Raw genomic sequence first — 24,948 nt, 5'->3', positions numbered from 1 at the left:
CAGCCCCGCCGCCGCGCCACCCACAGGCAGCCGTGCGGCTTCAGCCAGTCCGCCGTTATTCCTGAGGATTGATCAGGCGGTCGCCCACGCGCACGCCGCTGCGGATTTCCAGCAGCAGCGCGTACGAGACGCGGTCGAAGGTTCGGAACACCATGGCCGTCCCGTTGCTCTCGCTGGGTAGCTTGATCATGGTCTTCCCCTCGCCAGTCACATCCTTGATGCGGTCGCCCTGGGTCAGCAGCGACAGGACATGACCTGGCTCAATGCCGTCTTGCGAACCCATGTTGATCGCAACCACCTGGTTCTGGGCGGCATAGGCTGCCGAGAAGCTGCCGTAGATGGAGACGATGCGCGCGTCCACATCGATGTGGGGCGCTCGTGGGGTGTAGCTGGTGAAGACCCGGGCAGGCGCTGGCAGGATGCGGTCTCCTGCGCGTATCTCTTCCTTGGTGCCGGACAGATCCACCGTGGCAGGTACATATTCAGAGACATAGCCGCCCTTGCCGTTGGGAATCTCCTCAAAAGACTCGCCACGCACCAGCTCGGCCTTGCCCAGGTACTGTGCTTCGTACCCCAGGATTTCACCCGTCACCGGATCCTTCATGGCCACGGCATCGCGGAAAACACGGAAAAAGCGGGGCTCGCCAGGTTCTGAACGGACGGGGGCGGATGCATCGCCGCGCACATAGGCGCGGTCGCCGCTGGCCATGAGCACGCGATCTTCGGTGGTGGCCACAATGCGGGGAGCCCGTTGCAAAACGTCGGCATCCACCACCAGAGGCTCCACGAGGAAGGGCTCGATCAGGTGAGACTTGAGTGTGGGGAGCGCCGTGCTGGCCAGACTGTCGCTGCGGGTGCGGGGCGACACGCGCACCGTCTGAGGCTCTGAATCCGGCACGCCAGGGGGTGTCGTCCGCAGGCGGGCGTAGCTGCCATCCTTGTCCAGGTAAAGCGTCTGGCCCGGATAAATCAGGTGCGGGTTTGCAATGGCCTTGAGGTTCATGCCCCACAGTTCGGGCCAGCGCCAGGGCCGTTTGAGGTACAGACCCGAAATACCCCACAACGTGTCGCCGCGCTGCACCGTGTAGGTGTCCGGGGCGTTAGGCGCCAGCTCGGACAGCGGGATGCCACGCTCCGACACTTGCTGTGCCGTGGCGCGCTGACCGCTGGAGATGGGAGGGGTCTGGGCCTGAGCCGGTGCGACCAGCAAAGCGCCAGCGATGATGGTGAGCGCGCCCAGGGCGGTCCGCCGCACGCTGGTGAATGCTGTCATGTTGTTCCTTTTCTCATGCATTGGGAAACGCCCCCTCGCTGGCACCTCGACGCACGGAGCAACCGCGCAGCCGGGCAAATACGTTACAAAGCTTCTTAGATTCTCTGCTCAAGCCCTTGATTCGGCAACGATTATTGGCTGGCGGCGCTGCAGCAGGCCTTAAAAGTGGCGAAAATAGCGACATCTCTTGGCAGCTTTCATGGCAATCCTTCCCATTCTCTGTTACCCGGACCCCCGGCTTCACAAGGTTGCACGCCCCATTGCGGCGGTGGACGACCGCATCCGGACGCTGGTCTCCGACATGCTGGCCACCATGTACGACGCCCATGGCATTGGCCTGGCCGCCACCCAGGTGGACGTGCACGAGCGCCTGGTGGTCATCGACGTTTCTGAGGAACGCAACCAGCCGCTGGTGCTCATCAACCCCGAACTGGTCTGGACCAGTGCCGAAAAGCACCTCAACGAAGAAGGTTGCCTCTCGGTGCCCGGCATCTACGACGGCGTTGAACGCTTCGATGCCGTGCATGTGCGGGCACTGGACGCCCAGGGCCAGTCCCGCGTCATTGAGGCCGATGGCCTTCTGGCCGTGTGCATCCAGCACGAGATGGACCATCTCATGGGCAAGGTGTTTGTGGAATACCTCTCCCCACTCAAGCGCAATCGCATCAAGACCAAGATGGTCAAGCAGCAGCGGGGGGCGCGCGAGTGACCGGTCCGGCGCTCTGCACCCGCAGGGGTGGCGGAGTGCTGGCGCGCCTGGCGCTTCTTGTGCTGGCGGTGCAAATTTCGGGCTGTGCGCTGCCGGCCCGCGAAAAAGCCGGCGCGCTGCGCGCCGAGGTGGTTGCCCGTCTCGGGCCGCCCACCGCCTCCTTCCCTTTGCCAAGCGGCGAGCGGCTCCTGTACTCCGAGCTGCCCGCGGGGTTTGCGGCCTACAACCTGGATTTCGACGCCAGCGGCAGGCTGGTGCGCAACGAGCAGGTGCTGACGCAGGCGCGCTTTGAGAACCTTCCCGTGGGCATATGGACCACCGCCGATGTGCAGCGCACCTTTGGCGCGCCTTTGCGCGTGGAGCGTGTGGCACGGTTCGAGGGCGACATCTGGACCTACCGCTTCCGCCAGAACTCCGACCCGCGCCTTGCCCACGTCCACCTGGACCGCCAGGGCGTGGTTCGGCTGGTCATGTTCACGGACGAGCTTCCCCATTTTGACAACGCGCGCGACTGAGTGCGTACTTACCTCCTGACAACGGTTTCCCATGAGAGTCATTTTTGCCGGCACGCCCGAATTTGCCCGCGTGGCGCTGGAGCGGCTGCTGGCCGCAGGGTTCACGGTGCCCCTGGTCCTGACCCAGCCCGACCGCCCCGCGGGGCGCGGCATGAAGCTGCAGGCCTCCCCCGTCAAGCAATGCGCGCTGGAGCATGGCATCGCCGTCGCGCAGCCCCGCAGCCTGCGCCTGGACGGCAAGTACCCCGATGATGCGGCCGCCGCCCGCGATGCCTTGTTGGCTGCGCGGGCCGACGTGATGGTGGTGGCCGCCTATGGCCTCATCCTGCCGCAGTGGGTGCTGGATTCCATGAGCGCCGCACGGCCGCCCGAAGGCGCGAAGGCCCCCTCGGGGGGCAGCGAACCACGCGCAGCGGGAAGCGTGGGGGCGCGTTTGGGATGCCTGAACATCCACGCCAGCCTGCTGCCGCGCTGGCGCGGCGCCGCGCCCATCCATCGCGCCATCGAGGCCGGGGATGCAGAAACCGGCGTCACCATCATGCAGATGGATGCTGGCCTGGACACCGGCGACATGCTGCTGATGGAGCGGCTGGCCATTGCGCCCACAGACACCACCGCCACCCTGCACGACCGGCTGGCCGCGCTCGGGGGCCGCATGATCGTGGAGGCTCTGGAACTGGCCGCCTGTGGAGGGCTGAAGGCCTTGCCCCAGCCCGCCGAGGGCATCACCTACGCCCACAAGATCGAGAAGGCCGAGAGCACCATCGACTGGTCGCTGCCCGCCACGGTGATCGGCCAGCGTATTCGGGCGTTTGACCCGTTCCCCGGAGCCAGCACCGAATGCGCCGGGGAAACGATCAAAGTGTGGAGTTATGAAATTGATAGCGATAACTCGAATACAGATAAGCGCCAGGGCCAAATTTTGTCGGTAAATGGCGACGGAGTGACGGTCGCCTGCGGCGAAGGCACGCTGCGCCTGACCACCTTGCAGCGCGCGGGGGGCAAGCGGCTCGCAGCGGCCGATTTCTTGCGGGGCTTTGACCTGCAGCCCGGCATGGTGCTGGGCGCTGCGCCCACTACCGCCGCGACACCGGAATGAGCCGCCGGGCCGCCATCGGCAACACACTGCGCCACCCCTCCTTTCGCGTGGCCGCTGTCGACATGGCGGGCACGGCCGTGGGCATCGGGGCCTGGGGCCTGGTCACCGGAGTGGTCATGGTCAAGAGCGGGCTGCCCGTTGGGATGGCCATCTTCATGTCGCTGGTGGTGTATGCCGGCAGCGCGCAGCTGGCGGTCATCCCTTTGATGGCGGTGGGCGCACCGCTGTGGGTGGTCTGGCTCACGGCGAGCTGTGTGAACCTGCGTTTTGTGATCTTCAGCAGCATGTGGCGCAGCTACTTCGCGCACCTGCCGCTGCGCCAGCGCCTGGCGGTGGGCTATTTCAGCGGCGATGTGATCTACGTGGCCTTCATGAAGCGCTTTCCGGAGCCGCGCCCCCAGCCCGAGCAGGTGCCGTATTTCTGGGGTGCTGCCAGCACCAACTGGCTGGCCTGGCAGGTGCCGTCCATCGCCGGCATCCTGCTGGCCAATGCCGTGCCGCTGTCCTGGGGCCTGGGGTTTGCGGGCGTGCTGGCGCTGCTGGGTGTGCTGCTGTCGCTGCTGTTCGACCGGGCCACCTGGCTGGCCACCGCGGTCGCCGCCACGGCGGCGATTGCCGCGTTTGCGCTGCCGCTCAAGCTCAACATCCTGGTGGCCATTGCGGCGGCGGTGGCCGCAGGCCTCTTGATGGAGGCGGTAGACCGCCGTCGCCACAAGCCCGAACTGGTCCTGTTGCCCGCCGACAGCGTGCTGCCACCTGAAGAACGCGAGCAGGTCGAGGCGGGCGATGTGGTGCCACTGCGCGAGGAGCGCCATCCATGATGAACGACTGGTCCTGGATCGAACCCGCCATCGCCATCTTCGGCCTGGCCGTGATCACCGTGGTGTCGCGCTCGTTCTTCATGATCCCCGAGCGCGAGCTGCCGCTGCCCGACTGGCTCAAGCGCGGGCTCAAGTACGCACCGCTGGCCGCCCTCACCGCCGTGATCGCGCCCGAGATCCTGATGACCCATGGCGAACTCATCGGCACGTTCATGGACGCGCGCATCCCTGCCGTCCTGTGTGCCACTGCCTACTACTTCTGGCGGCGCGGCATCCTGGGCACCATCGTGGTGGGCATGGTGGTGTACCTGCCGCTGCACATCGGCTGGAATTGGTAGAGAAGCACCTCCTGAGCCGTGTGCGTCAGTGCCGCCGCCAGAGGCGGTGGCTCTTCGGTGCAGTCCAAGCCTGCGCAGGCAGGCTTGGAGCCGCTGCCCCTCAGCCCCCAGGGGGACGACGCCAGGGGCCTGGCAGAGCCAGTTCCGCGGTTGCACTGGCACGGGCGCGGGAGCCGCATGGGCTTCGCTCACTAAAATGGCAGCCCTCAAGAGCCCGATTCAATCCACCCCTCCCGCCATGAACATCCTCCGCTTTTCCGATCTGTGCGCCCAAGGCAAGGCCCAAGGCCAGCGCGTTTTCATCCGTGCCGACCTGAACGTTCCCCAGGACGATGCTGGCCGCATCACCGAAGACACCCGCATCCGCGCATCGATCCCCTGCATCCGCATGGCGCTGGACGCCGGGGCGGCCGTCATGGTGACCAGCCACCTGGGCCGCCCGACCGAGGGTGAGTTCAAGCCCGAGGACTCGCTGGCCCCCGTGGCCGCACGCCTGGCCGAGCTGCTGGGCCGCGATGTTCCGCTGGTCTCGAACTGGGTGGACGGCGTCACCGTTGCCCCTGGCCAGGTCGTGCTGCTGGAAAACTGCCGCCTGAACGTGGGCGAGAAAAAGAACAAGGAAGACCTGGCCCGCAAGATGGCTGCGCTGTGCGACATCTTCGTGAACGATGCCTTTGGAACCGCCCACCGCGCCGAAGGCACGACCTACGGCATCGCTCAATTTGCCCCGATTGCCTGCGCCGGCCCGCTGCTGTCGGCCGAGATCGACGCCCTGACCAAGGCCCTGGCCCATCCCCAGCGCCCGCTGGCTGCCATCGTGGCGGGCTCCAAGGTCTCGACCAAGCTGACCATCCTCAAGAGCCTGGCCGACAAGGTGGACCAGCTCATCGTGGGCGGCGGCATTGCCAACACCTTCATGCTGGCTGCGGGCCTGCCCATCGGCAAAAGCCTGGCCGAACCCGACCTGCTGGACGAAGCGCGCGCCGTGATCGCCGCCATGAAAGCGCGCGGCGCCGAAGTGCCGATCCCCACCGATGTGGTCACCGCCAAGGCCTTTGCCGCCGATGCCCCAGCGACCGTGAAGGCAGCCAAGGACGTGGCCGAGGACGATCTGATCCTGGACATCGGCCCCGAAACCGCCGCCCGCCTGGCCACCCAGCTCAAGTCCGCAGGCACCATCGTCTGGAACGGCCCGGTGGGCGTGTTTGAATTCGCGGCCTTTGAAAACGGCACCCGCGAGATTGCCAAGGCCATCGCCGAATCCCCCGCGTTCAGCATTGCTGGCGGTGGCGACACCCTGGCGGCCATCGCTAAATACGGCATCGAAAAACAGGTGGGTTATATCTCCACCGGCGGCGGCGCCTTTCTGGAAGTGCTGGAAGGCAAGACGCTGCCCGCGTTCGAAATCCTTGAAAAACGCTTCGTTACTATCGTTTGAAATTCGTTACACGCGCCGGTACAAGCAAATGCAGCCGCGCGTAAGCAAGCACGCCAATCTGTGACCAAAAACAACGAATTGCGTGTGTCTGGGCGCAGTTACCTCAATTTTTTCTTGTTTTTGTTGAGTATCGCGCCCAGAATTATTTTTCAATCGCGTGGGATGTATCTGTTCATGTCCCCGCCTCTCAAAGTCCGTAGGAGGGAATCATGAAATTTTCAAAGGCAGTCAGCTTGGCGGTATTGGCCGGCGCTGTGGCTACTTTGGCGGGATGTGCTTATCGTTCGCCCATTCCCCTGGCGGAGAACTTTGAGCTGACGGTACAACCCAAGGTCCGCTCGGCGGGCCACTGGGAACTGGTCTCGAACGACGTGGTGGCGCAAACCCTCAGCACGCTCGACAAGACCGGCATGGCCCCTGGCACGCAATTGCATGTCGCACTGCCCCCCAACCCGAGCGCATTCGATCTGGCATTCCGTGATTTCCTGATCACCAAGCTCGTGCAAAGCGGTGCGCCTGTTTTGCAGGATCCTGGCCAGGCACTCAACGTGACGTACAACACGCAGGTGGTTCGTCACAACAGCCCCCGCCCCCACTTCATTCCTGGCCAGTTCACGATGATCGCTGCGGGCCTGATGGCAGCCTACGGGCTGCGTCACGAGCACCTGGATCTGCAACTGCTGGCCGCGCTGGGTGCCACCTCGCTGGCTGACTACGGCGCCAGCATCAACTCGGGCGGCCCCACCAACACCGAGCTGATCCTGACCACCACGGTCACACGCGGCGGCCAGTATGTGGCCCGCAAGACCGATGTGTACTACCTCGAGAACGCGGACACGCCGCTGTTCATGCGTCCGTCGTACTACAAGAACGTCAATATGAAGGTAGTTTCGCAATGAAAACCGCAGCACTTCTGACCGCGCTGGCCGCAGCAGCTTTGCTGGCCGGCTGTGCCAACAATGGCGCGCCCACGCGCACCGATCCGACCTACCAGGAAGCCGCCAACAACCAGTTCCTGAACAGCAGCCGCGATGCCGTGGCCAAGCTGACCGCCGGTTTCGACCTGAGCGCTGCAGGCAGCGGCCCCGTCCTGGTGGCCACCGTGGTCAACGTGAACGACCTGAGCCGCTCGGCCCCTCTGGGCCGCACGCTGTCCGAGCAATACGCCTCGCACATGGCGGCCAGCGGTTTCAACGTGAAGGAAATCAAGCTGCGCGGCGACGTGTTCGTGCGCGAAGGTGCTGGCGAGTTGCTGCTGTCCCGCGAAATCAAGGATATCGCCCGCAGCCACAATGCCTCGCTGGTGCTGGTGGGTACCTACTCGGCCGCTGCCAATTTCACCTACGTGAGCCTCAAGCTCGTGCGCACGGAAGACAGCCGCATCATCCGCGGCCACGACTACGCACTGCCCAACGACCGCGATGTACAGCGCCTGCTGGCGGTACCGCGCTGAGGGCATGCGAATTCGGTAGGGGTGCTCCCGCTGCGTACGGGGACTCCCGAACCACCCCAAAAAAGGCCGTCTCGACGGCCTTTTTTGTTGCCCACTGCGGGCTCGTGACCACACCCCGGAGTCCTCTGCGCCGCAGCGGTGGGCAGAAAACCGTGCGGCGGTGCTTGTCACCCCACCTAAAATCACGCCCCATGACCTTCACCGACATGCTGCGCGACGCCACGGCGCAAAACAACTCCCTGCTGTGCGTGGGCCTGGACCCGGAGCCCACGCGGTTTCCTGGGGGAATGCAGGGCGATGCGCACAAGATCTATGACTTCTGCGCCGCCATCGTGGACGCCACGGCCGATCTGGTGTGTGCCTTCAAGCCACAGATCGCCTACTTTGCCGCCCACGGCGCCGAAGACCAGCTCGAACGCCTGATGCAGCACATGCGCGCCAACGCGCCGCATGTGCCGGTGATCCTGGATGCCAAGCGCGGCGACATTGGCTCCACGGCCGAGCAGTACGCCAAGGAGGCCTTCGAGCGCTACGGTGCCGATGCGGTCACGCTGTCGCCCTTCATGGGCTTCGACTCCATCGAGCCCTACCTGGCCTACCACGGCAAGGGCGCGTTTCTGCTCTGCCGCACCTCCAACCCGGGCGGCGACGACCTGCAGACCCAGCGCCTGGCCAGCGTCGAGGGCCAGCCGCTCATGTATGAGCATGTGGCACGGCTGGCGCAAGGCCCCTGGAACAAGAACGGCCAGCTGGGCTTGGTGGTGGGTGCCACCTACCCACAGGAGATCGAGCGTGTGCGTGCCATTGCGCCCACACTACCGCTGCTGATCCCGGGCGTGGGCGCCCAGGGTGGCGACGCCGCTGCCACCGTGCGCGCCGGGCTGCGCGATGGCGGGCCGATCATCGTGAACTCGTCGCGGTCCATCCTGTACGCGTCCAAGGGCGACGACTTTGCAGCAGCGGCGCGCACCGAGGCCCAGCGCACCCGCGCGGCGCTCGAAGCAGCCCGCGCGCGCTGACACCCCACTTTCAGCTCCTACAACCTTCGCGCCGCAGCTGCACCCGGATCACACCCATGCAGCTCAAGTGGCTCGAAGACTTCATCGTGCTGGCGCAGGAGCGCAGCTATACGCGGGCAGCCGAGCTGCGGCATGTCACTCACCCCGCCTTTGGCCGCCGCATCCGCGCGCTGGAGGCCTGGGCGGGTACGCCGCTGGTGGAGCGCGGTGGCGGCCCCGTCACCCTGACGCCTGCCGGGCAGAGCTTTCTGGAAACCGCCGGCCACATGGCGCGCAGCCTGGCGCAATCGCACGAGGAGCTGCAAAGCCTGGCTGGCCGGCAAGCCCGCACCGTGACGCTGGCCACCGGCCGCACGCTGGCACGCACGGTGGTGGCCGACTGGCTGGTGCGGCTGCAGCCCATTTTGCAAAACGCCGAGCTGTGCATACGCACCCGCGCCCTGGCAGACACCGTGGCGCTGCTGGAAAGGGGTGAAGCCGACTTCTCGCTCGTGTACCACCACCCGGCGCTGGCGATACGGCTGGATGCGCGCCAGTTCATGCATGTCACGGTGGCGTCCGACCGGCTGGTGCCCATTTCGCGGGCGACGGCGCAAGGGCAGGCGCTGCACCGCTTCGGGCACGACCACCTGCCCGTGCCCTACCTGGCCTATGCCCCCCAGCTCGCACTGGGCCGGCTGGTGGAAGACCATCTGTCCCAGAACCCGCATGCGCCCCGGCTGCAGCGGGTGGTGGAGTGCGACTCGGCCGACGCGCACTACGAATACGTACAAAAAGGCCTGGGCGTGGCGTGGCTGCCCTGGTCCATGGTGCACGCCGATTGCCAGGCCAAACGGCTTGCGCCTGCGGGCGATGCGCGCTTGGAAGTGCGTTTCGACGTGCGCCTGTACCGACCCAAACGCCGACTCGGTCCCGTGGCCGAAGCGCTCTGGAAAGCCCTGGCACAGCGCTGACACCCCAGGGTTTGCCCGAGGGGGCAGAACCTATTTGGCACACCTCGGTGCCATTTCAGCACCACAGACGTGTGCCCGCCTTTTCACAATGGCTCCACCCACAAGAACTTCACTGGAGCCCCGCATGCAAAACACTCCCTCCCTGCGCCGCACCGCCTTGCTGTGTGGCATGGCCCTCCTGGCGGCCCCAGCGTTCGCACAGGATGTGTATCCCTCCAAACCCATCACCATTGTGGTGGGCTACCCACCCGGGGGCAGCACCGACCTGACCGGCCGCACCGTGGCCACGGAATTGAGCGCCAAGCTGGGCGTGCCGGTGGTGATTGAAAACATTGGGGGCGCAGGCGGCGCGATTGGTGCACAGAAGGTGGCGAGCAGCGCACCCGACGGCTACACCTTTCTGGTGGGCGCCAGCAACGAGATTGCCATCAACAAGCTGGTGACCAAGAAGGTGAAGTACGACGTGAAGGACTTCACCGCCATCGGCCTCATCGCCTCGCAGCCGCTGGTGCTGGTGGCATCCACCGGCGCGGGCGTGAAGAACCTGGCCGAGTTCACGCAGAAGGTGTCCAAGAACCCGGGCAAGTTCAGCTACGGCAGTTCGGGCGTGGGCACGTCGCTGCACCTGGCGGGCGAGATGGTCAAGGAGCAGGGCAAGCTCTTCATGACGCACATCCCTTACCGGGGCGTCGCGCCGCTCACCAACGACCTCATGGGCAACAACCTGGAATATGGCGTGTTCGTGCTCTCCAGCGGCCTGCCACACATCAAGAGCGGAAAGGTGATTGCCCTCGGCACCACCGAAGCCAAACGCTCCGCCGCCACACCGGACATCCCGGCCCTGGCCGAAACCCCGCAGTACAAGAACGTGGACATTGGCGTGTGGTTTGCGCTGATGGGCCCGGCCAACCTGCCCAAGCCGGTGTTCGACAAGGTGAAGAAGGCGCTGAACGACACCCTGCAGTCGCCCGAGTTCAAGAAGAAGATGGAAGCCAGCGGCTCCACCGTGGCTGCGACCACGGTCAACATCGACCAGTTCCTGGCGGCCGAAGTCGCCAAGTACAAGAAGATTGTGGAATTCGCCAAGATCGAAGAATGAGCAGCAGCACCGCCCCCCAAAACACGGCCGTTCCACCGCTGGCCTTTGAGCTGCCCGCGCCCGACATCACCGCCTGGCGCGTGGGCAACACCGGCACCGAAGGCGTCTGGCATTTCGACTCGGGCGAGCCCGGCCGCCACGTGATGGTCAGCGCGCTGGTGCATGGCAACGAGCTGTGCGGCGCCTGGGCCTTGAAGGGCCTGCTCGAAGCGGGCGTGCGGCCGCAGCAGGGCACGCTCACGCTGGCGTTCTGCAACCTCGATGCGTTCGACCGGTTTGACGCGAGCAACCACGACGCCTCGCGCTTCACCGACGAAGACCTCAACCGCCAATGGCTGGACGAGCGCATCGACGCAGCCGATACCAAGGAGCGCCGCCGCGCCGCCGCGCTGCGCCCGTTTGTGGCGCAGGCGGACTGGCTGCTCGACATCCACTCGATGCACGAGCCCTCGGCCCCACTGCTGCTCACCGGCATCCAGCCGCGCAACCTGGAACTGGCGCGCGCCATGCGCTCGCCCGAGCACATCGTGGTGGATGCGGGCCACAAGGACGGCGTGCGCATGCGCGACTACGGCCGGTTTGGCGCGCTGGAAGACGACCACGGCAACAGCACCCGTTCGCTGCTCATTGAATGTGGCTTCCATGGCGACCCGGCCAGCCGCGCCGTGGCACAGGACCAGTGCGTGCGCTTCATCGAACAGTCCGGCGCCCTGAGCGCCGACGCCCTGGCGCAGCAACTGCCCGGCTGGCGCCTGCCCGATGCGCCCCGCCAGTGGGCGCTGGAGGTAACCGGCCCCGTGGTGGCCACCAGCAGCGCCTTCCGCTTTGTGGCGCCCTACACGGGGCTGGAGCTGTTTGAAAAGGCTGGCACCGTGATTGGCGACAACGACGGTGTGCCGGTGACCACGCCGTATGACAACTGCGTGCTGGTGATGCCGTCGGTGCGCCAGGCGCGCGCGGGCGTGACGGTGGTGCGGTTCGCGCGGCGCAGGGCGCTGTAAGCGCGCAGTAACAGCTCAGTAGCGGCGCAACAGGCGCACTGCAGAGGCGGTGGGTGGCAGGAGCCCCCGCCTCTTCCTATTCAAACACTATAAATTTAATAGCTGCTAGCGCTTATCCATCAAGCGCTAGAGGCTATTTTTGCTTGTATTTTTGGCCCCAGCACCACACAGGCCAGAGCTGCCACCACCAGCACAATCCCCGCCCACTGCCAGGGCGCCACGCCCTCATCCAGCAGGAGCCAGCCTGCGGTGAGCCCCACCACCGGCACCGCCAGGCTGAAGGGGGCCACACGGTTGGCAGGGTAGCGCTGCAGCAGGTTGGTCCACAGCGCATAGCCAACAATGGTGGCCGCCCAGCCCAGGTAGGCCACAGCCGCCCACGACAGCAAGGGCACGTCCGCCAGCGTTTGCCACTGCAGCCAGCGTGCGGCGTCAGGGTCGAACATGGCAGACAGCGCCACAAAAGGCAGCACCGGCACCAGGCTGCTCCAGATCACAAACGCCAGCGGATCAAACCCCGGGCTTTGCTGCTGCGCCAGGCGCGCCACGATGTTGGACGAGGCCCACATGGCAGCGCCGCACAGCGTCAACAGCAAACCGGCCAGCGTGGTAGCCGCCGCTACACCCACGCCAGAGCCTGGGCCCACGTAGTTCATCGCAAAACACACCAGCCCCAGCGCGGCCAGCACCATGCCCCACCGCAAGGGCAACCCCGGCCGCTCGCGCAGCAGTGCAAAGCCGAACAGCGCGGTGAAGAACACCTGCGTCTGCAGCAGCACACTGGCCAGCCCGGCCGTCATGCCCACCTTGAGCCCTACAAACAGAAAACCGAACTGCCCCACGCCCTGGAACAGCCCAAACAACAGCACCCAGCGCCAGTGCATGCGCGGCGGGCGCACCAGCAGCACCAGCGGCAAGGCGGCACACAGGTAGCGCGCGGCGCCCAGCTGAAAGGGGCTGAAGCTGCGCAGCCCCCATTTCATCGCAACGAAGTTGACGCCCCACAGAACTACCACCACCAGGGCGGCCAGCAGGTCGCGCGCACGCAGCGAGCCACCTACCGGGCCTAGCGGGCCGGATACAGGCGCCGTCACTGCGCAGCCCGCGCAGCGTCAATGTGTGCCTTCACCCGCTGGGCCAGGGCCATGTCGCCGGGGGTTTCCGGGCTCCATTTGTCGATGGCACGGGGCTGCTCGTCGGCATCCACGGCGGTGTAGACCGCCACACAGTGCAGCACCTCTTGCAGCGGCTCGCCATGGATGCCACCGCTGCACACCTCCACGGCCAGGTGCATGGCGGTGTCGGTGGTGGACGCCAGGCGCGCATGCACCTCCACCAGATCCCCCGGGCGAATGGGGTGCACAAAATGCGCGCCGCCCACAAACTCGGTGATGCACGGCCCCTTGGCCCAGGCGCAGGCGCAGGCAAAGCCGGCATCGTCCACCCAGCGCAGCACGGTGCCACCGGGCACACGGCCTGCCTGGGGCAGGGTGCTTTGAGACGCCAGGAAGCGCAGGGTGATCGATTGCATGCCAGGTGCTCCAAGGGGCGGATGTAGGGGTCATTATTCTCCAGCGCGCCCTCTGCCGCTGCCCCGTGTGCATGCCTCCAAAGACGCCCCGCAGGTGGTGAAAATTGACCTGAGTCAAAACCCTACTCAAAACAGCCCCCTACATTGCGTTACATCCCGCGCGGCCTGATGGAGGGCCGCATCCCAGTCGGCGGGTGCCGACACCCCGCCCCCTGAGGTCTACCCTTTTGCGCACACACCCACCGTGCGCGTACTGCCATGTCCCTTCTTCACCGCTTGAACCTGCTCGAAAAATTCCTCATCCTGGGAACCCTCGGGCTCATGATGAGTGCGCTGCCCACCTACCTGACGGTGCGCGATGCGCTGCACGCCATTGGCCATGCGCGCCACGAGGCGCAGGGCATGGTCCCTGCGCAGGCACTCACCCGCCTCGTGCAGCAGATGCAGGTGCACCGGGGCCTGTCGGTGGGCATGCTGGGCGGCGACGAAACCCTGGCGGCGCGCCGCCCCGCTGCGCGCGATGCCGTCAACGCGGCGCTGGACGAGGCCACCACCCGCTTTGCGGCCGCCAAGGTGCCCGCCACCCAGATGGCCGCCTGGACCCAGGCCCAGCAGACCTGGCGCACGCTGGAGCAGGCCGTGGCCGCACGCAGCATCGAGCAGGCCCAGAGCACGGCGCAGCACACGCAGCTCATCGCGTCGCTGCTGCAGCTCAACGAATCCTTGCTGCATGCCTATGGCCTGCAGATCGACCCCGACGCCGACACGCACGCACTGATCCAGGCCTCGCTGGTGCAGGCGCCCATGCTGGGCGAAAAGCTGGGCATGCTGCGCGCGCAAGGCGCCAGCGCCCTGGGCAAACGCGAGCTGACGCCCCAGGGCAAGGGCCAGTTGCTGGTGCTGCAGCAGCGTGTTGCCGAGCTGCAGGCCGACACCTTCCGGGGACTGGACCGCGCCCTGCAAGGCAACCCCGATCTCCAACGCGCCCTGGGCAGCAGCGCGCAGGCCGTGCAGGGCCAGATCCAGCAATCGCTGCAGATGGCCGAACGCGACGTGATCAACGCCAGCGAACTCCAGCTGCCTTCCAAGGACTATTTCGACGCCTTCACCCGCACCATCGAAGCGCTGAACGCACTCAACAACCTGTCCATGGCCAGCCTGGACCAGGCGCTGCAGGCCCGGGTGTCCGACCTGCAGCGGGGACTGCTGTGGGTGGCTCTGGCGCTGGTCGTAACGCTCTCGGCCACCAGCGGCATGGCGCTGGTGTTTGTGCGCTCGATGACGGTGCCGCTGTCACAGGCCGTGGCGCTGTCACGCGCCGTGGCGCAGGGTGACCTGAGCGGCGCCCCGCTGGCCCACGGCACCAATGAAGTCGGCCAGTTGCTGCAAGCGCTGCAGCAGATGCGCAGCCAGCTCACGCAGGTGGTGCGCCAGGTGCGCAACGGTTCTGAAAACGTGGCCACGGCCAGCGTGCAGATTGCCCAGGGCAATACCGACCTCTCGGCCCGCACCGAAAGCCAGGCCAGTGCGCTCGAAGAAACCGCCGCCTCGATGGAGCAGCTCAACGCCACCGTGCGCCAGAACGCCGACAGCGCCCAGCAGGCCAGCCAGCTGGCCGCGAGCGCGAGCACCGTGGCCACCCAGGGCGGCGAGGTCGTGGCCCAGGTGGTCAACACCATGCAGGGCATCAACGCCGCGTCGCAGAAGATCTCGGACATCATCGGCGTGATCGACTCCATCGCCTTCCAGACCAATATCCTCGCCCTGAACGCCGCTGTGGAGGCGGCCCGCGCGGGCGAGCAGGGCCGGGGCTTTGCGGTGGTGGCCAGCGAAGTGCGCAGCCTGGCCGGACGCAGTGCCGAGGCCGCGCGCGAGATCAAGGCCCTCATCAGTGCCAGCGTGGAGCGCGTGGAACAAGGCACCGCCCTGGTGGACCGGGCGGGCAGCACCATGACCGAGGTGGTGGCGTCCATCCGCCGCGTGACCGACATCGTGGGCGAGATCAGCGCGGCCAGCCACGAACAATCGCTGGGCGTGGCCCAGGTGGGCGAGGCCGTGACGCAGATGGACCAGGTCACGCAGCAAAACGCCGCCCTGGTCGAGGAAATGGCCGCCGCCGCCAGCAGCCTGCAGAACCAGGCCGAAGACCTGGTGCAGGTGGTGTCGGTGTTCCGTCTGGGGGACGAAGGCCAGGGCCAGCACAGGGCACCACGCCCCACAAATTCGCTACAAATTCAATAGCTATCAGCACTTACCCATCAAGCGCTAGCGGCAAATTTTATTCAGATTCTGCGACCCCCGTGGCTCCGCGGCGCTGCGCGGAGCGGCGGATGGACCGGGCAGCCCGCTCGCTCCACCGTTGCGCATCCGTTCACGCCGTCGCAGGCTCACCACCCGGCCCCGTCTGCGGTAGCACCAGCCGCGCGCGCAGCCCGTGGCCGGGGGCGCTGTGCAACTCCAGCGCCCCCCCCTGGGCGCGCGCCACGCGCTCGGCAATCGCCAGCCCGAGCCCGGCCCCCGGTGCGCCCGCACGCGCCGTGCCGCCGCCACGTGCAAAAGGCTGGCGCATGCGGTCGATCTCTTCAGCGGTGATGCCGGTGCCCTGGTCCTGCACCTCCAGCCATACCTGGGTGGCGTCAGCCCCCGTGCGCAACACCACCGGCGGCGCACCGTGGCGCCAGGCGTTTTCCACCAGGTTGTCCAGCGCGCGGCGCAGGGCCTGGGGGCGCACGGGCACGTCGGGCAGGGCCCCCAGTTCCAGCACCAGCGCGCGGCCATGGTCGGCCTGCGCCTCGGCCACGGCCTGGGCCAGGTCGTTGAGCGATGCGGTGGTGGGCGCCTCGGCCTCACCGCTGCGTGCGAACTGCAGGAACTGACCCACGATGCCATCCATCTCGTCGATGCTGCGCGCCATGCTGGCCGCCAGCGGCGCATCGACCTGCGCGCCGGCAATCTCCACCCCCAGGCGCAGCTTGGTCAGCGGCGTGCGCAGGTCGTGCGACACACCTGCCAGCATCAGGGCGCGCTCGTGGTCGGCGGCGGCCAGGCTCTGCGCCATCTGGTTAAAGCTGCGCGCCACGGTGGCGATTTCTTCGGGCCCATCATCCGGCAGGGTTGCGGGCGACTGGCCTTGCGCCAGTTGCTGCGCCGCGCCCACCACCTGCACCAGCGGGCGGTTGATGTGGCGCTGCAGCCACCACGCGCCCAGCAGCGCCAGCAGCATGCTGGCCAGCGTGGCGGCCAGCCAGGCGCCGGTGAACTCACGGCTGGGGAACACGCTGGGCAGGTTGAGCCAATAGCTCTCGGCCCCCTCCGCGCCCTCGTGCACCACACGCAGGGACAGCACGCCGGTGCTGTCGCGGCGCCACAGCGGTTGCGTCGGTTGCGGCGGCTGTGTCGCAGCATCGTTCGCACCCAGACGGCGCGACACGGCCTGCACAAACTGCCGCTCCAGGGGCGACAGCAGCGCGCGCCGCGCAGCACTCTCCGGCGCAACGGGCGGTGCGGACAACACGGCCTGCCGGTTGAACGCCTCGACAAATGCCACACGCTGCGCCGCGGGCAGTGCCTGCAGCCCCGCACGCAGCGCAGCCACATTGCGCGCCACGCCATCGGCCACCTGCGCCACACGGGGCTTGAAGATCATCTGCCGCACCAGCACCGCCGCCACCAGCTGCCCCAGCACGATGAGCACGGCCATCAGCAGCAGGTTGCGCCCCAGCAGGCTGCGCGGCCAGAGCCCCCAGCGGCGGGTGGTTGCAGAGGCCGTCATGGCTGGCGCCCCCCGCCCGGCGCAGCGCCATCGGGCACAAACACATAGCCCACGCCCCACACGGTGCGGATGTGGCGCGGCTGGGCCGGGTCGGCCTCGATGAGCTTGCGCAGGCGCATCACCTGCACGTCGATGCTGCGGTCGGTGGCGGTGTGGTCGGGCCCATAGGCCAGCGCGATAAGCCGGTCGCGCCCGAGCGGTCGGTGTGGCTGCCGGGCCAGCGCCTGCAGCAGTGCGAATTCGCCGGTGGTCAGGGGCACGTCCTGCGCACCCTGACTGTGGTTGTCGTCGCGACCGTCGTTGCGCTCCAGACGGCGCTCGTCCAGCCACAGCGTGAACGCGCCAAACACAATACGCCCACCCGCCTGGCGCGGCCCGGTGTGGGCGCCCAGCACACGCTGGCGCCGCACCATGGCCTGGATGCGGGCCAGCAGCTCGCGCGGGTTGAAGGGCTTGGGCAGGTAGTCGTCGGCGCCCATCTCCAGGCCGATGATGCGGTCCACCGGGTCGCCGCGTGCGGTGAGCATCAGGATGGGAATGGTCTCGCCCTGCGCACGCAGGCGGCGGCAGATGGCCAGGCCGTCCTCGCCCGGCATCATCACATCGAGCACCAGCACATCAAAGCGTTCGCGCGCCAGCAGCACATCGAGCGGGCCTGCGCCATCGACCGTGCGCACGGTATAGCCCTGGTCGCTGAGGTAGCGCTGCAGCAGGGCACGCAGATCGGGCTCGTCATCGGCGACCAGGATTTTGGCCAGGGGGTCGGTCATGGGCAGGGAGCAACGTGGCAAGTGAAGGCGGCGTGGTGGCAATGGTAGGCGCTACTTGGACGGTACGGCGGGCCATGCACCCCCAGCCATGACAAGGCATGACGGAGTCGCAGTCGTTTGTCATGGTTTGTCATACATCGGCGGATTTCTGCCATCAATGGCTCACACCCGGGACCCACAGTACAGCCATGCCACACCCCAAGGCAAACCCCAAGGAGTTCACCACCATGCCTTTGCTGCCCCACCCCGCTGACAACGACCTGCTGCACCGCCCCGCGCTGGCAACGGGTGTGCTCGTGTTACCCGCCCTCGCCACCCTGGGGCTGAGCGCCGTGCTGGCGCTGGCCGCCCCCACCGAAGCGCAGGCCCGCACCCGCCGGAGCGTGGAACACAACGCCGATGGCAGTACCACCACCCACACCGGCGTGGCCCGCAGCGGCCCGAACGGCGCGGTGCTGCGCGGCCGCACCGCCACCACCGATGGGCAGGGCAACGGCAGCGTCACCCGCCGCGGCGCCACCGTGGGCGCGCAGGGCGGGGTGGCCGCACGCCAGGGCAGCACCACCCGCAGTGTTGACGGCAGTGCCAGCCACAGCGGCACGGTGTCCGCCCAGAATGCCCAGGGCAGTCTGCACAGCAGCGGCGGGGCAAGCCGCAATGCCGACGGCAGCGTGGAGCAGGCCCGCAGCACCACCGCCACCAGTGCGGCCACCGGCAACAGCGTGCAGACGCAGAGCAGCTACAGCAAGGACAGCGGCTTGAGCCGCAGCGCCACCTGCTATGACGCGAGCGGCACGGCCATGGCTTGTCCGACGCGGCCTTAACACCGTCTGGACCCAGCCATCGATTGCCCCCCTCTGAACTCCGGAGCCTTGCCATGTCCCTGCGCCGCACCCTCACCTTGACCACCCTCGCCGCGCTCACGCTGGCCACCGCCAGCGTGCAGGCCCAGACCACCGCGCACAACGGTGGCCGCCTGCGTGCCCTCATCGCACAAAAGCAGGCCGCCGCTGCACCGGCCGTCCTGGCCGCCGGCGTGCAGCGCATCGCCGATGTGCCCTACGGCGCCGACCCGGCGCAGCGCATGGATGTGTATGTACCCACCAGCCCCACCACAGGCACCAACAGCCTGGTAGCCAGCGCGGTGCGCGCGCCGGTCATCTTCATGGTGCACGGCGGCGGCTGGCGGCATGGCGACAAGGCCATGGGCCGCGTGGTCCAGGAGAAGGTGAACCGCTGGGTGCCCAAGGGCTTCATCCTCATCTCCATCAATTACCGCATGCTGCCCGACGCGCCCGTGGCCGTGCAGGAGCGCGATGTGCAGGCCGCCCTCATGGCCGCGCAGCAGCGAGCGGGGACCTGGGGCGGGGACCCGAGCCGCTTCATCCTCATGGGCCACTCGGCCGGTGCCCACCTGGTGGCCCTGCTCAATGCCCGCGCCCCGCAGGCACTGCGCGAAGGCGCCTGGCCGTGGCTGGGCACGGTCTCGCTGGACAGCGCCATGATGAACGTGCCCGCCCGCATGCGCGCCCCGCACTTGCCGCTGTACGACGACGCCTTTGGCACTGACCCTGCTTATTGGGTAGCGATGTCGCCCTTCCACCAATGGACGGCGGGCGCTCCGCCGATGCAGATGGTGTGCTCGGCACAGCGGGCGGACGACCCCTGCCAGCAATCCGATGCCATGGCCCGCCACGTGCGCAACCAGGGCGGCCGCGCCGAGGTGTTGCCGCAGGACCTGGACCATGGCGAAATCAACGCCCAACTGGGCCTGGACAGCGATTACACCCGGGCGGTGGAGGCCTTCATGGGATCGCTGGACGCTGAGGTGGCCCGTCGCTTGCAGTGATGCAGCGGCAATTTGCTACTGAATCAATAGCTGCTAGCGCTTTATAGATAAGCGCTAGCAGCCATTTTCATTCAAATTTCGCCTGCAGGTAGGGCGCCAGATACCGCCCCGTATGGCTGGCCGGGTTGGCCGCCAGCTCCTCGGGCGTGCCCACGCCCACTACGGTGCCACCGCCCGCACCACCCTCCGGCCCCATGTCGATGAGCCAATCGGCGGTTTTGATCACGTCGAGGTTGTGCTCGATGATGACGATGGTGTTGCCCGCGTCGCGCAGCTGGTGCAGCACCTTGAGCAGCAGGTCAATGTCGGCAAAGTGCAGGCCCGTGGTGGGCTCGTCCAGGATGTAGAGCGTGCGGCCCGTGTCGCGCTTGGAAAGCTCCTGCGCCAGCTTCACGCGCTGCGCCTCGCCGCCCGAGAGCGTGGTGGCTGCCTGGCCCAGGCGGATGTACGACAGGCCCACGTCCAGCAGCGTCTGCAGCTTGCGCGCTATTGTTGGAACGTCCTTGAAGAAGGCCGCAGCGTCCTCCACCGTCAACTCCAGAATCTGCGCGATGTTCTTGCCCTTCCACAGCACTTCCAGCGTCTCGCGGTTGTAGCGCTGGCCGTGGCAGATGTCGCAGGGCACGTACACGTCGGGCAAGAAGTGCATCTCCACCTTCACCACGCCGTCGCCCTGGCAGGCCTCGCAGCGGCCACCGGCCACGTTGAAGCTGAAGCGCCCGGGGCCGTAGCCACGCTCCTTGGCGGTGTTCACCTCGGCCATCAACTCGCGGATGGGGGTGAACAGGCCGGTGTAGGTGGCGGGGTTGCTGCGCGGCGTGCGGCCAATGGGGCTCTGGTCGACGTTGATGACCTTGTCAAAGTACTCGATGCCCACGATCTCGTCGTGCGCGGCAGGCTCTTCGTGCGCGCGGTACAGCTGGCGGGCCACGGCGGCGTACAGCGTGTCGTTGACCAGCGTGCTTTTGCCCGAGCCCGACACGCCCGTCACGCAGGTGAGCAGCCCTACGGGGAAGTCCACCGTCACACCCTTCAGGTTGTTGCCCGTGGCGCCTGCCACCCGCAGCGCCTGCAGGGCGCCCTGGCGTGCGTGGTGTTCGGCCATGCGTTCGGCGCGGCGTTTGCTGGCCTCGGTTTGCGGAAAGCGCGACTTGGCCTTGGCCTCGACCACGGGAGCAGTCTGCTCCAGCACCGGCAGCCAGGGCGTGCGGCGCTGGGGCACGGCAATCGAGCGCACGCCCGACAGGTACTGGCCGGTGAGCGACTGCGTGTTGCCGCGCACTTCGTCGTACGTGCCCTGCGCCATCACGCGCCCGCCGTGCACACCCGCGCCGGGGCCCATGTCGATCACATGGTCGGCGGCGCGCATCATGTCTTCGTCGTGCTCGACCACGATCACGCTGTTGCCGATGTCGCGCAGGTGTTTGAGCGTGGCGATCAGGCGGTCGTTGTCGCGCTGGTGCAGGCCGATGCTGGGCTCGTCCAGCACATACATCACGCCCGTCAGGCCCGATCCAATTTGCGAGGCCAGGCGGATGCGCTGCGCCTCGCCCCCGGAGAGGGTCTCGGCGCTGCGGTCCAGGCTCAGGTAGCTCAGGCCCACGTCGTTCAGGAACTGCAGGCGCGTGGCGATCTCGCGCACCACCTTGTCGGCGATCTCGGCCTTGGCGCCCGTGAGCTTCAGGTCGTTGAACCAGGTGTGGGCGGTGTTCAGTGTGGCGTGGCTCACTTCAAAGATGGCGCGGGCCTGCTCGCCCTCGCCCAGCCGCACGTGGCGGGCTTCGCGGCGCAGGCGAGTGCCGTGGCATTCGGGGCAGGGCTGGGTGCTGCGAAAGCGCGCAAGGTCTTCGCGCACCACCACCGAATCGGTCTCGCGGTAGCGCCGCGACATGTTGGGGATGATGCCCTCGAACGGGTGCTTCTTGGCATACACCTTGCCCTTGGAGGCACCGCTGTCCATGATGTAGCTGAAGGCGATTTCTTCCTCGCCCGAGCCGTGCAGGATGGCGTGCTGCACCGGTGCGGGCAGCGATTCAAACGGCGCCTCGATGTCAAACGCGTAGTGCTTGGCCAGGCTCTCGAGCATCGCAAAGTAGTAGCCGTTGCGCCGGTCCCAGCCCTTGATGGCGCCGCTGGCCAGGCTCAGCGTGGGGAAGGCCACCACACGCGCCGGGTCGAACACATCGCGCTGGCCAATGCCGTCACACGCGGGGCACGCGCCCATGGGCGAATTGAACGAGAACAGGCGCGGCTCCAGCTCCGGCAGCGAATAGCTGCAGACGGGGCAGGCGAACTTGCTGCTGAACAGGTGCTCTTGCCCCGTGTCCATCTCCAGCGCCAGCACGCGGCCATTGCCCTCATGCCCGCCCACGCGCAGCACCGCCTCGATGCTCTCGGCCAGGCGCTGCTGCAGGTCGGCGCGCACCTTGATGCGGTCGATCACCACGTCGATGTTGTGCTTCTCGGTTTTCTTGAGCGCGGGCAGGTTCTCGTGCTCGTAGATCTGGCCATCCACCCGAAAGCGGACGTAGCCCAGCGCCTGCATCTGTGCGAACAGCTCGGTGAACTCGCCCTTCTTCTCGCGCGCCACGGGCGCCAGCAGCATGAGCTTGGTGTCTTCGGGCAGGGCCAGCACGGCATCCACCATCTGGCTCACCGTTTGCGCGGCCAGGGGCAGGTTGTGGTCGGGGCAATACGGCGTGCCAGCGCGGGCGTACAGCAGACGCAGGTAGTCGTGGATCTCGGTCACCGTGCCCACTGTGGAGCGCGGGTTGTGGCTGGTGGCCTTCTGCTCGATGCTGATGGCGGGCGACAGGCCTTCGATCAGGTCGACATCGGGCTTGTCCAGCCGCCCCAGAAACTGCCGCGCATAGGCCGACAGGCTCTCCACATAGCGCCGCTGGCCCTCGGCATACAGCGTGTCGAACGCCAGGCTCGACTTGCCCGAGCCCGACAGCCCGGTGATCACCACGAGCTGGTTGCGCGGGATGTCGAGGTCGATGTTCTTGAGGTTGTGCGTGCGCGCCCCCCGGATGCTGATGCGCTGCTCGCGCAGGGCGCGGGCGAGGTAAAGACCGCTGCTGTCGGCAGCTTGGGCATCGGTGGGGGAATGGGAGTCGGTCACGGAGTGGGGAAACAGCAGGGAAACCGACCATGATAGGTCAAGCCCCATGCCCTGTGTTGCAGCTGCTGCCATGCCAGTACCATTGCACGCCATATTCATTTGCCTACGCCAAAGTGACCGATCCCACACCACCCCACGTCCCCCATGTCCATGCCCAGGCGCTGACCGTGACCCGTGCGGAGCGCGAGCAGCTGGGAGGCCACCCCGGCCGGGTGGTCTGGCTCACCGGCCTGTCGGGTGCGGGCAAATCGACCATTGCCAATGCGCTGGAGCGGGAACTGAATCGCCAGGGCAAACGCACCTACATCCTGGACGGAGACAACATCCGCCAGGGGCTGAACCGTGATCTGGGGTTTTCGGACGCGGACCGGGCAGAGAACATCCGGCGTGTCGCACAAGTGGCCCGCCTGTTTGTGGACGCGGGCGTGATCGTGGTGGTGGCTTTCATTTCGCCCTTTCGTGCAGAACGCCAGGCGGCCCGGGAACTGTTTGCCCCGGGCGACTTCCTGGAAGTGTTTGTCGATGTGCCGCTGGCACTCGCCGAAGAGCGCGACCCCAAAGGCCTGTACCGCAAGGCCCGCACGGGCGAGTTGCGCCAGTTCACCGGTATTGATTCGCCCTACGAGCCACCGCTGGCCGCCGAGCTGGTGCTGCCCACAGCCCAGCTCACGCCCCAGGAATGCGTGCAGCGGATCTGCGCTTTGCTGTGAGCCTTTGGGCCGGTCAGCCATGCCTTGCTGGCCGTGCCACGCCCCGCACATGCCCACGCGAATCACAACTCCTGCCCAATGGGCGAAAATCCCTGCTTTACCTGCCCCATAGGGCACCACCGTGCCGGATTCTCCTTCTTCACTTGCGGGCGCTGCCCCGCCGCCCCTGTCGCCATCGCCTTCCGGCAACGCCATGACCCCGCAGGAGCGCCGCTCCAGCCTCAGCCTGGCGCTGATCTTTGCGCTGCGTATGCTGGGCCTGTTCCTGGTGTTGCCCGTGTTTGCCCTGGAGGCCCGCAAGTACCCCGGTGGGGATGACCCCGCCCTGGTCGGTCTTGCCATGGGCATCTACGGCCTGACACAGGCGGTACTGCAGTTGCCGCTGGGCATGGCCTCCGACCGGTTTGGGCGCAAGCGCGTGATCGTGCTGGGTCTTTTGGTGTTTGCAGCGGGTAGCCTGCTGGCCGCACTCGCCGATTCGCTCACGGGTTTGCTGGTGGGCCGCGCGCTGCAGGGCGCCGGTGCCGTGTCGGCCGCCGTCACCGCCCTGCTGGCTGACCAGACGCGTGATGCCGTACGCACCAAGGCCATGGCCCTGGTGGGTGGCAGCATCGGGCTGATGTTTGCGGTGGCGCTGGTGGCGGCGCCGGTGCTGGCGGCCCACATCGGGCTGGCGGGCCTGTTTGGCCTGACCTGCGCCCTGGCGCTGGCAGGCGTGGCGGTGGTGATTTGGTGGGTGCCTGCAGAAACCGCGCAGCACCAGAATGCGCCCCGGGGCCGCCTGGCCGAGGTGTGGGCCCACCCCGACCTGCTGCGCCTGAACCTGGGGGTTTTCGTTCTGCACACCGTGCAGTTGTCCATGTGGGTGGCCGTGCCGGCCATGCTGGTGCAGGCGGGCCTTAGCAAAGACCACCACTGGCAGGTCTACCTGCCTGCGGTGGTGCTCTCGTTTGCGGCCATGGGCGGGCTGTTTGCGCTGGAGCGTGCGGGCAGGCTGCGCGCCGCGCTGCTGGGTGCCATTGCACTGGTGCTGCTGGTGCAGGCAGGCCTGGGCCTGCTGGCGGGCAGCGGCAGCACACCCACACTGTGGGTGCTGGGGCCGTTGCTGTTTGTGTTTTTCTGTGGATTCAACGCGCTGGAGGCCAGCCAGCCCAGCCTGGTGTCGCGCATGGCGCCGCCGCAGCTGCGCGGCGCGGCGCTGGGCAGCTACAACACGCTGCAATCGCTGGGCCTGTTTGCGGGCGGCGCGCTGGGCGGCGCCCTGGTGAAATGGGCCGGAGCGCCCGGCCTGTTTGCCGCCACCACCGTGCTCACGGCCCTGTGGCTGGTACTGACCTGGCCCCTGCGGCCCGTGGGGCGCGGCGGCCACTGAGTGGTGGATCGAGCCATGCCGCCAGAGCTTCCATTGCGAGCCGGTTGCGGCACAATGGCGCGTTTGGCGCCCGGAATCCTTCTCCAAATCCGGCGCTTCTTT

At 67.1% G+C, this 24,948-nt stretch carries 23 protein-coding genes; 17 read left to right on the top strand and 6 right to left on the bottom strand.

Annotated features, from left to right (window positions below):
* Positions 1 to 55: 55 nt before the first annotated feature.
* Positions 56 to 1,273: a LysM peptidoglycan-binding domain-containing protein gene (locus ACQ4MJ_RS22335; protein WP_431151229.1), complete on the bottom strand. Its 1,218-nt coding sequence runs from the start codon at positions 1,271 to 1,273 to the stop codon at positions 56 to 58.
* Between the two features lie 199 nt (positions 1,274 to 1,472).
* On the opposite strand from ACQ4MJ_RS22335, the gene def reads away from it, so the two are divergent.
* The 12 genes from def (at position 1,473) to ACQ4MJ_RS22275 (ending at position 11,718) form a co-directional block, all read left to right on the top strand.
* Positions 1,473 to 1,982 (top strand): peptide deformylase, encoded by a 510-nt coding sequence (def, locus tag ACQ4MJ_RS22330; protein ID WP_121421624.1) that lies wholly within the window; start codon positions 1,473 to 1,475, stop codon positions 1,980 to 1,982.
* A gap of 35 nt (positions 1,983 to 2,017) precedes the next feature.
* Complete coding sequence (locus tag ACQ4MJ_RS22325) at positions 2,018 to 2,497, top strand: hypothetical protein (protein ID WP_055400348.1); 480 nt, start codon at positions 2,018 to 2,020, stop codon at positions 2,495 to 2,497.
* Positions 2,498 to 2,528: 31 nt separating this feature from the next.
* Positions 2,529 to 3,596 (top strand): methionyl-tRNA formyltransferase, encoded by a 1,068-nt coding sequence (locus ACQ4MJ_RS22320; RefSeq protein ID WP_431151230.1) that lies wholly within the window; start codon positions 2,529 to 2,531, stop codon positions 3,594 to 3,596.
* Positions 3,593 to 4,417, top strand: a complete 825-nt coding sequence (locus ACQ4MJ_RS22315; protein WP_431151231.1) for an AzlC family ABC transporter permease — start codon at positions 3,593 to 3,595, stop codon at positions 4,415 to 4,417. The genes ACQ4MJ_RS22320 and ACQ4MJ_RS22315 overlap by 4 nt, the downstream gene beginning before the upstream one ends.
* Complete coding sequence (locus ACQ4MJ_RS22310; protein ID WP_431153152.1) at positions 4,417 to 4,755, top strand: AzlD domain-containing protein; 339 nt, start codon at positions 4,417 to 4,419, stop codon at positions 4,753 to 4,755. Before ACQ4MJ_RS22315 ends, ACQ4MJ_RS22310 begins: the two co-directional genes overlap by 1 nt.
* Positions 4,756 to 4,993: 238 nt before the next feature.
* The gene (locus ACQ4MJ_RS22305; protein WP_176887550.1) at positions 4,994 to 6,193 is read left to right on the top strand and encodes a phosphoglycerate kinase; all 1,200 of its coding nucleotides are present in this window, start codon (positions 4,994 to 4,996) and stop codon (positions 6,191 to 6,193) included.
* A 209-nt stretch (positions 6,194 to 6,402) separates the two neighbouring features.
* The gene (locus tag ACQ4MJ_RS22300) at positions 6,403 to 7,092 is read left to right on the top strand and encodes a hypothetical protein (RefSeq protein ID WP_055400342.1); all 690 of its coding nucleotides are present in this window, start codon (positions 6,403 to 6,405) and stop codon (positions 7,090 to 7,092) included.
* Positions 7,089 to 7,646: a FlgO family outer membrane protein gene (locus tag ACQ4MJ_RS22295; protein ID WP_431151232.1), complete on the top strand. Its 558-nt coding sequence runs from the start codon at positions 7,089 to 7,091 to the stop codon at positions 7,644 to 7,646. The genes ACQ4MJ_RS22300 and ACQ4MJ_RS22295 overlap by 4 nt, the downstream gene beginning before the upstream one ends.
* Positions 7,647 to 7,837: 191 nt before the next feature.
* Positions 7,838 to 8,665, top strand: a complete 828-nt coding sequence (gene pyrF / locus ACQ4MJ_RS22290; RefSeq protein ID WP_431151233.1) for an orotidine-5'-phosphate decarboxylase — start codon at positions 7,838 to 7,840, stop codon at positions 8,663 to 8,665.
* A 56-nt stretch (positions 8,666 to 8,721) separates the two neighbouring features.
* A complete protein-coding gene (locus ACQ4MJ_RS22285) occupies positions 8,722 to 9,618 on the top strand; it encodes a LysR family transcriptional regulator (RefSeq protein ID WP_431151234.1) in 897 nt (298 codons plus the stop codon).
* A 124-nt stretch (positions 9,619 to 9,742) separates the two neighbouring features.
* A complete protein-coding gene (locus ACQ4MJ_RS22280) occupies positions 9,743 to 10,717 on the top strand; it encodes a Bug family tripartite tricarboxylate transporter substrate binding protein (protein ID WP_431151235.1) in 975 nt (324 codons plus the stop codon).
* Positions 10,714 to 11,718, top strand: coding sequence for a succinylglutamate desuccinylase (locus ACQ4MJ_RS22275; protein ID WP_431151236.1), 1,005 nt, complete (start codon positions 10,714 to 10,716; stop codon positions 11,716 to 11,718). Before ACQ4MJ_RS22280 ends, ACQ4MJ_RS22275 begins: the two co-directional genes overlap by 4 nt.
* 119 nt (positions 11,719 to 11,837) lie before the next feature.
* Here ACQ4MJ_RS22275 and ACQ4MJ_RS22270 read toward each other — a convergent pair whose 3' ends face one another.
* Entirely contained in the window at positions 11,838 to 12,812 is a 975-nt protein-coding gene (locus ACQ4MJ_RS22270) for an EamA family transporter (RefSeq protein WP_431151237.1), read from the bottom strand.
* Entirely contained in the window at positions 12,809 to 13,249 is a 441-nt protein-coding gene (locus ACQ4MJ_RS22265; RefSeq protein WP_431151238.1) for an acyl-CoA thioesterase, read from the bottom strand. Before ACQ4MJ_RS22265 ends, ACQ4MJ_RS22270 begins: the two co-directional genes overlap by 4 nt.
* 258 nt (positions 13,250 to 13,507) lie before the next feature.
* Here ACQ4MJ_RS22265 and ACQ4MJ_RS22260 point away from each other — a divergent pair, with 258 nt between their 5' ends.
* The gene (locus ACQ4MJ_RS22260; RefSeq protein WP_431151239.1) at positions 13,508 to 15,490 is read left to right on the top strand and encodes a methyl-accepting chemotaxis protein; all 1,983 of its coding nucleotides are present in this window, start codon (positions 13,508 to 13,510) and stop codon (positions 15,488 to 15,490) included.
* A 130-nt stretch (positions 15,491 to 15,620) separates the two neighbouring features.
* On the opposite strand, the gene ACQ4MJ_RS22255 is transcribed toward ACQ4MJ_RS22260, so the two are convergent.
* Positions 15,621 to 17,021, bottom strand: coding sequence for an ATP-binding protein (locus tag ACQ4MJ_RS22255; RefSeq protein WP_431151240.1), 1,401 nt, complete (start codon positions 17,019 to 17,021; stop codon positions 15,621 to 15,623).
* The gene (locus tag ACQ4MJ_RS22250; RefSeq protein WP_431151241.1) at positions 17,018 to 17,791 is read right to left on the bottom strand and encodes a response regulator; all 774 of its coding nucleotides are present in this window, start codon (positions 17,789 to 17,791) and stop codon (positions 17,018 to 17,020) included. The genes ACQ4MJ_RS22255 and ACQ4MJ_RS22250 overlap by 4 nt, the downstream gene beginning before the upstream one ends.
* 227 nt (positions 17,792 to 18,018) lie before the next feature.
* Here ACQ4MJ_RS22250 and ACQ4MJ_RS22245 point away from each other — a divergent pair, with 227 nt between their 5' ends.
* Both ACQ4MJ_RS22245 and ACQ4MJ_RS22240 read left to right on the top strand, forming a co-directional pair.
* Entirely contained in the window at positions 18,019 to 18,615 is a 597-nt protein-coding gene (locus tag ACQ4MJ_RS22245) for a hypothetical protein (protein WP_431151242.1), read from the top strand.
* A gap of 53 nt (positions 18,616 to 18,668) precedes the next feature.
* Positions 18,669 to 19,640, top strand: a complete 972-nt coding sequence (locus ACQ4MJ_RS22240) for an alpha/beta hydrolase (RefSeq protein ID WP_431151243.1) — start codon at positions 18,669 to 18,671, stop codon at positions 19,638 to 19,640.
* Between the two features lie 67 nt (positions 19,641 to 19,707).
* Here ACQ4MJ_RS22240 and uvrA read toward each other — a convergent pair whose 3' ends face one another.
* The gene (uvrA, locus tag ACQ4MJ_RS22235) at positions 19,708 to 22,764 is read right to left on the bottom strand and encodes an excinuclease ABC subunit UvrA (RefSeq protein ID WP_431151244.1); all 3,057 of its coding nucleotides are present in this window, start codon (positions 22,762 to 22,764) and stop codon (positions 19,708 to 19,710) included.
* 113 nt (positions 22,765 to 22,877) lie between these two features.
* On the opposite strand from uvrA, the gene cysC reads away from it, so the two are divergent.
* The gene (gene cysC, locus ACQ4MJ_RS22230) at positions 22,878 to 23,474 is read left to right on the top strand and encodes an adenylyl-sulfate kinase (protein WP_055400369.1); all 597 of its coding nucleotides are present in this window, start codon (positions 22,878 to 22,880) and stop codon (positions 23,472 to 23,474) included.
* A 193-nt stretch (positions 23,475 to 23,667) separates the two neighbouring features.
* Positions 23,668 to 24,846 carry an MFS transporter gene (locus ACQ4MJ_RS22225; protein ID WP_431153153.1) on the top strand — a complete coding sequence of 393 codons (1,179 nt, stop codon included), beginning with the start codon at positions 23,668 to 23,670 and terminating at the stop codon, positions 24,844 to 24,846.
* Positions 24,847 to 24,948: the final 102 nt, after the last annotated feature.

The organism is Acidovorax facilis (genome assembly GCF_050626955.1).
In the GTDB taxonomy this organism is placed as follows: domain Bacteria; phylum Pseudomonadota; class Gammaproteobacteria; order Burkholderiales; family Burkholderiaceae_C; genus Acidovorax; species Acidovorax facilis.
The sequence above is the reverse complement of the archived record's forward strand: the minus strand, read 5'-3'. Positions and strand labels throughout refer to the sequence as shown.

What these genes read in the sequence shown, in the direction of transcription:
- ACQ4MJ_RS22255 (WP_431151240.1), bottom strand. Translation starts at nt 17,021, where the DNA reads ATGACGGCCTCTGCAACCACCCGCCGCTGGGGGCTCTGGCCGCGCAGC.
- ACQ4MJ_RS22295 (WP_431151232.1), top strand. Translation starts at nt 7,089, where the DNA reads ATGAAAACCGCAGCACTTCTGACCGCGCTGGCCGCAGCAGCTTTGCTG.
- ACQ4MJ_RS22335 (WP_431151229.1), bottom strand. Translation starts at nt 1,273, where the DNA reads ATGACAGCATTCACCAGCGTGCGGCGGACCGCCCTGGGCGCGCTCACC.
- ACQ4MJ_RS22285 (WP_431151234.1), top strand. Translation starts at nt 8,722, where the DNA reads ATGCAGCTCAAGTGGCTCGAAGACTTCATCGTGCTGGCGCAGGAGCGC.
- ACQ4MJ_RS22320 (WP_431151230.1), top strand. Translation starts at nt 2,529, where the DNA reads ATGAGAGTCATTTTTGCCGGCACGCCCGAATTTGCCCGCGTGGCGCTG.
- ACQ4MJ_RS22305 (WP_176887550.1), top strand. Translation starts at nt 4,994, where the DNA reads ATGAACATCCTCCGCTTTTCCGATCTGTGCGCCCAAGGCAAGGCCCAA.
- ACQ4MJ_RS22310 (WP_431153152.1), top strand. Translation starts at nt 4,417, where the DNA reads ATGAACGACTGGTCCTGGATCGAACCCGCCATCGCCATCTTCGGCCTG.
- pyrF (WP_431151233.1), top strand. Translation starts at nt 7,838, where the DNA reads ATGACCTTCACCGACATGCTGCGCGACGCCACGGCGCAAAACAACTCC.
- ACQ4MJ_RS22265 (WP_431151238.1), bottom strand. Translation starts at nt 13,249, where the DNA reads ATGCAATCGATCACCCTGCGCTTCCTGGCGTCTCAAAGCACCCTGCCC.
- ACQ4MJ_RS22260 (WP_431151239.1), top strand. Translation starts at nt 13,508, where the DNA reads ATGTCCCTTCTTCACCGCTTGAACCTGCTCGAAAAATTCCTCATCCTG.
- ACQ4MJ_RS22250 (WP_431151241.1), bottom strand. Translation starts at nt 17,791, where the DNA reads ATGACCGACCCCCTGGCCAAAATCCTGGTCGCCGATGACGAGCCCGAT.
- ACQ4MJ_RS22225 (WP_431153153.1), top strand. Translation starts at nt 23,668, where the DNA reads ATGACCCCGCAGGAGCGCCGCTCCAGCCTCAGCCTGGCGCTGATCTTT.
- ACQ4MJ_RS22280 (WP_431151235.1), top strand. Translation starts at nt 9,743, where the DNA reads ATGCAAAACACTCCCTCCCTGCGCCGCACCGCCTTGCTGTGTGGCATG.
- ACQ4MJ_RS22240 (WP_431151243.1), top strand. Translation starts at nt 18,669, where the DNA reads ATGTCCCTGCGCCGCACCCTCACCTTGACCACCCTCGCCGCGCTCACG.
- ACQ4MJ_RS22315 (WP_431151231.1), top strand. Translation starts at nt 3,593, where the DNA reads ATGAGCCGCCGGGCCGCCATCGGCAACACACTGCGCCACCCCTCCTTT.
- ACQ4MJ_RS22300 (WP_055400342.1), top strand. Translation starts at nt 6,403, where the DNA reads ATGAAATTTTCAAAGGCAGTCAGCTTGGCGGTATTGGCCGGCGCTGTG.
- ACQ4MJ_RS22275 (WP_431151236.1), top strand. Translation starts at nt 10,714, where the DNA reads ATGAGCAGCAGCACCGCCCCCCAAAACACGGCCGTTCCACCGCTGGCC.
- def (WP_121421624.1), top strand. Translation starts at nt 1,473, where the DNA reads ATGGCAATCCTTCCCATTCTCTGTTACCCGGACCCCCGGCTTCACAAG.
- ACQ4MJ_RS22245 (WP_431151242.1), top strand. Translation starts at nt 18,019, where the DNA reads ATGCCTTTGCTGCCCCACCCCGCTGACAACGACCTGCTGCACCGCCCC.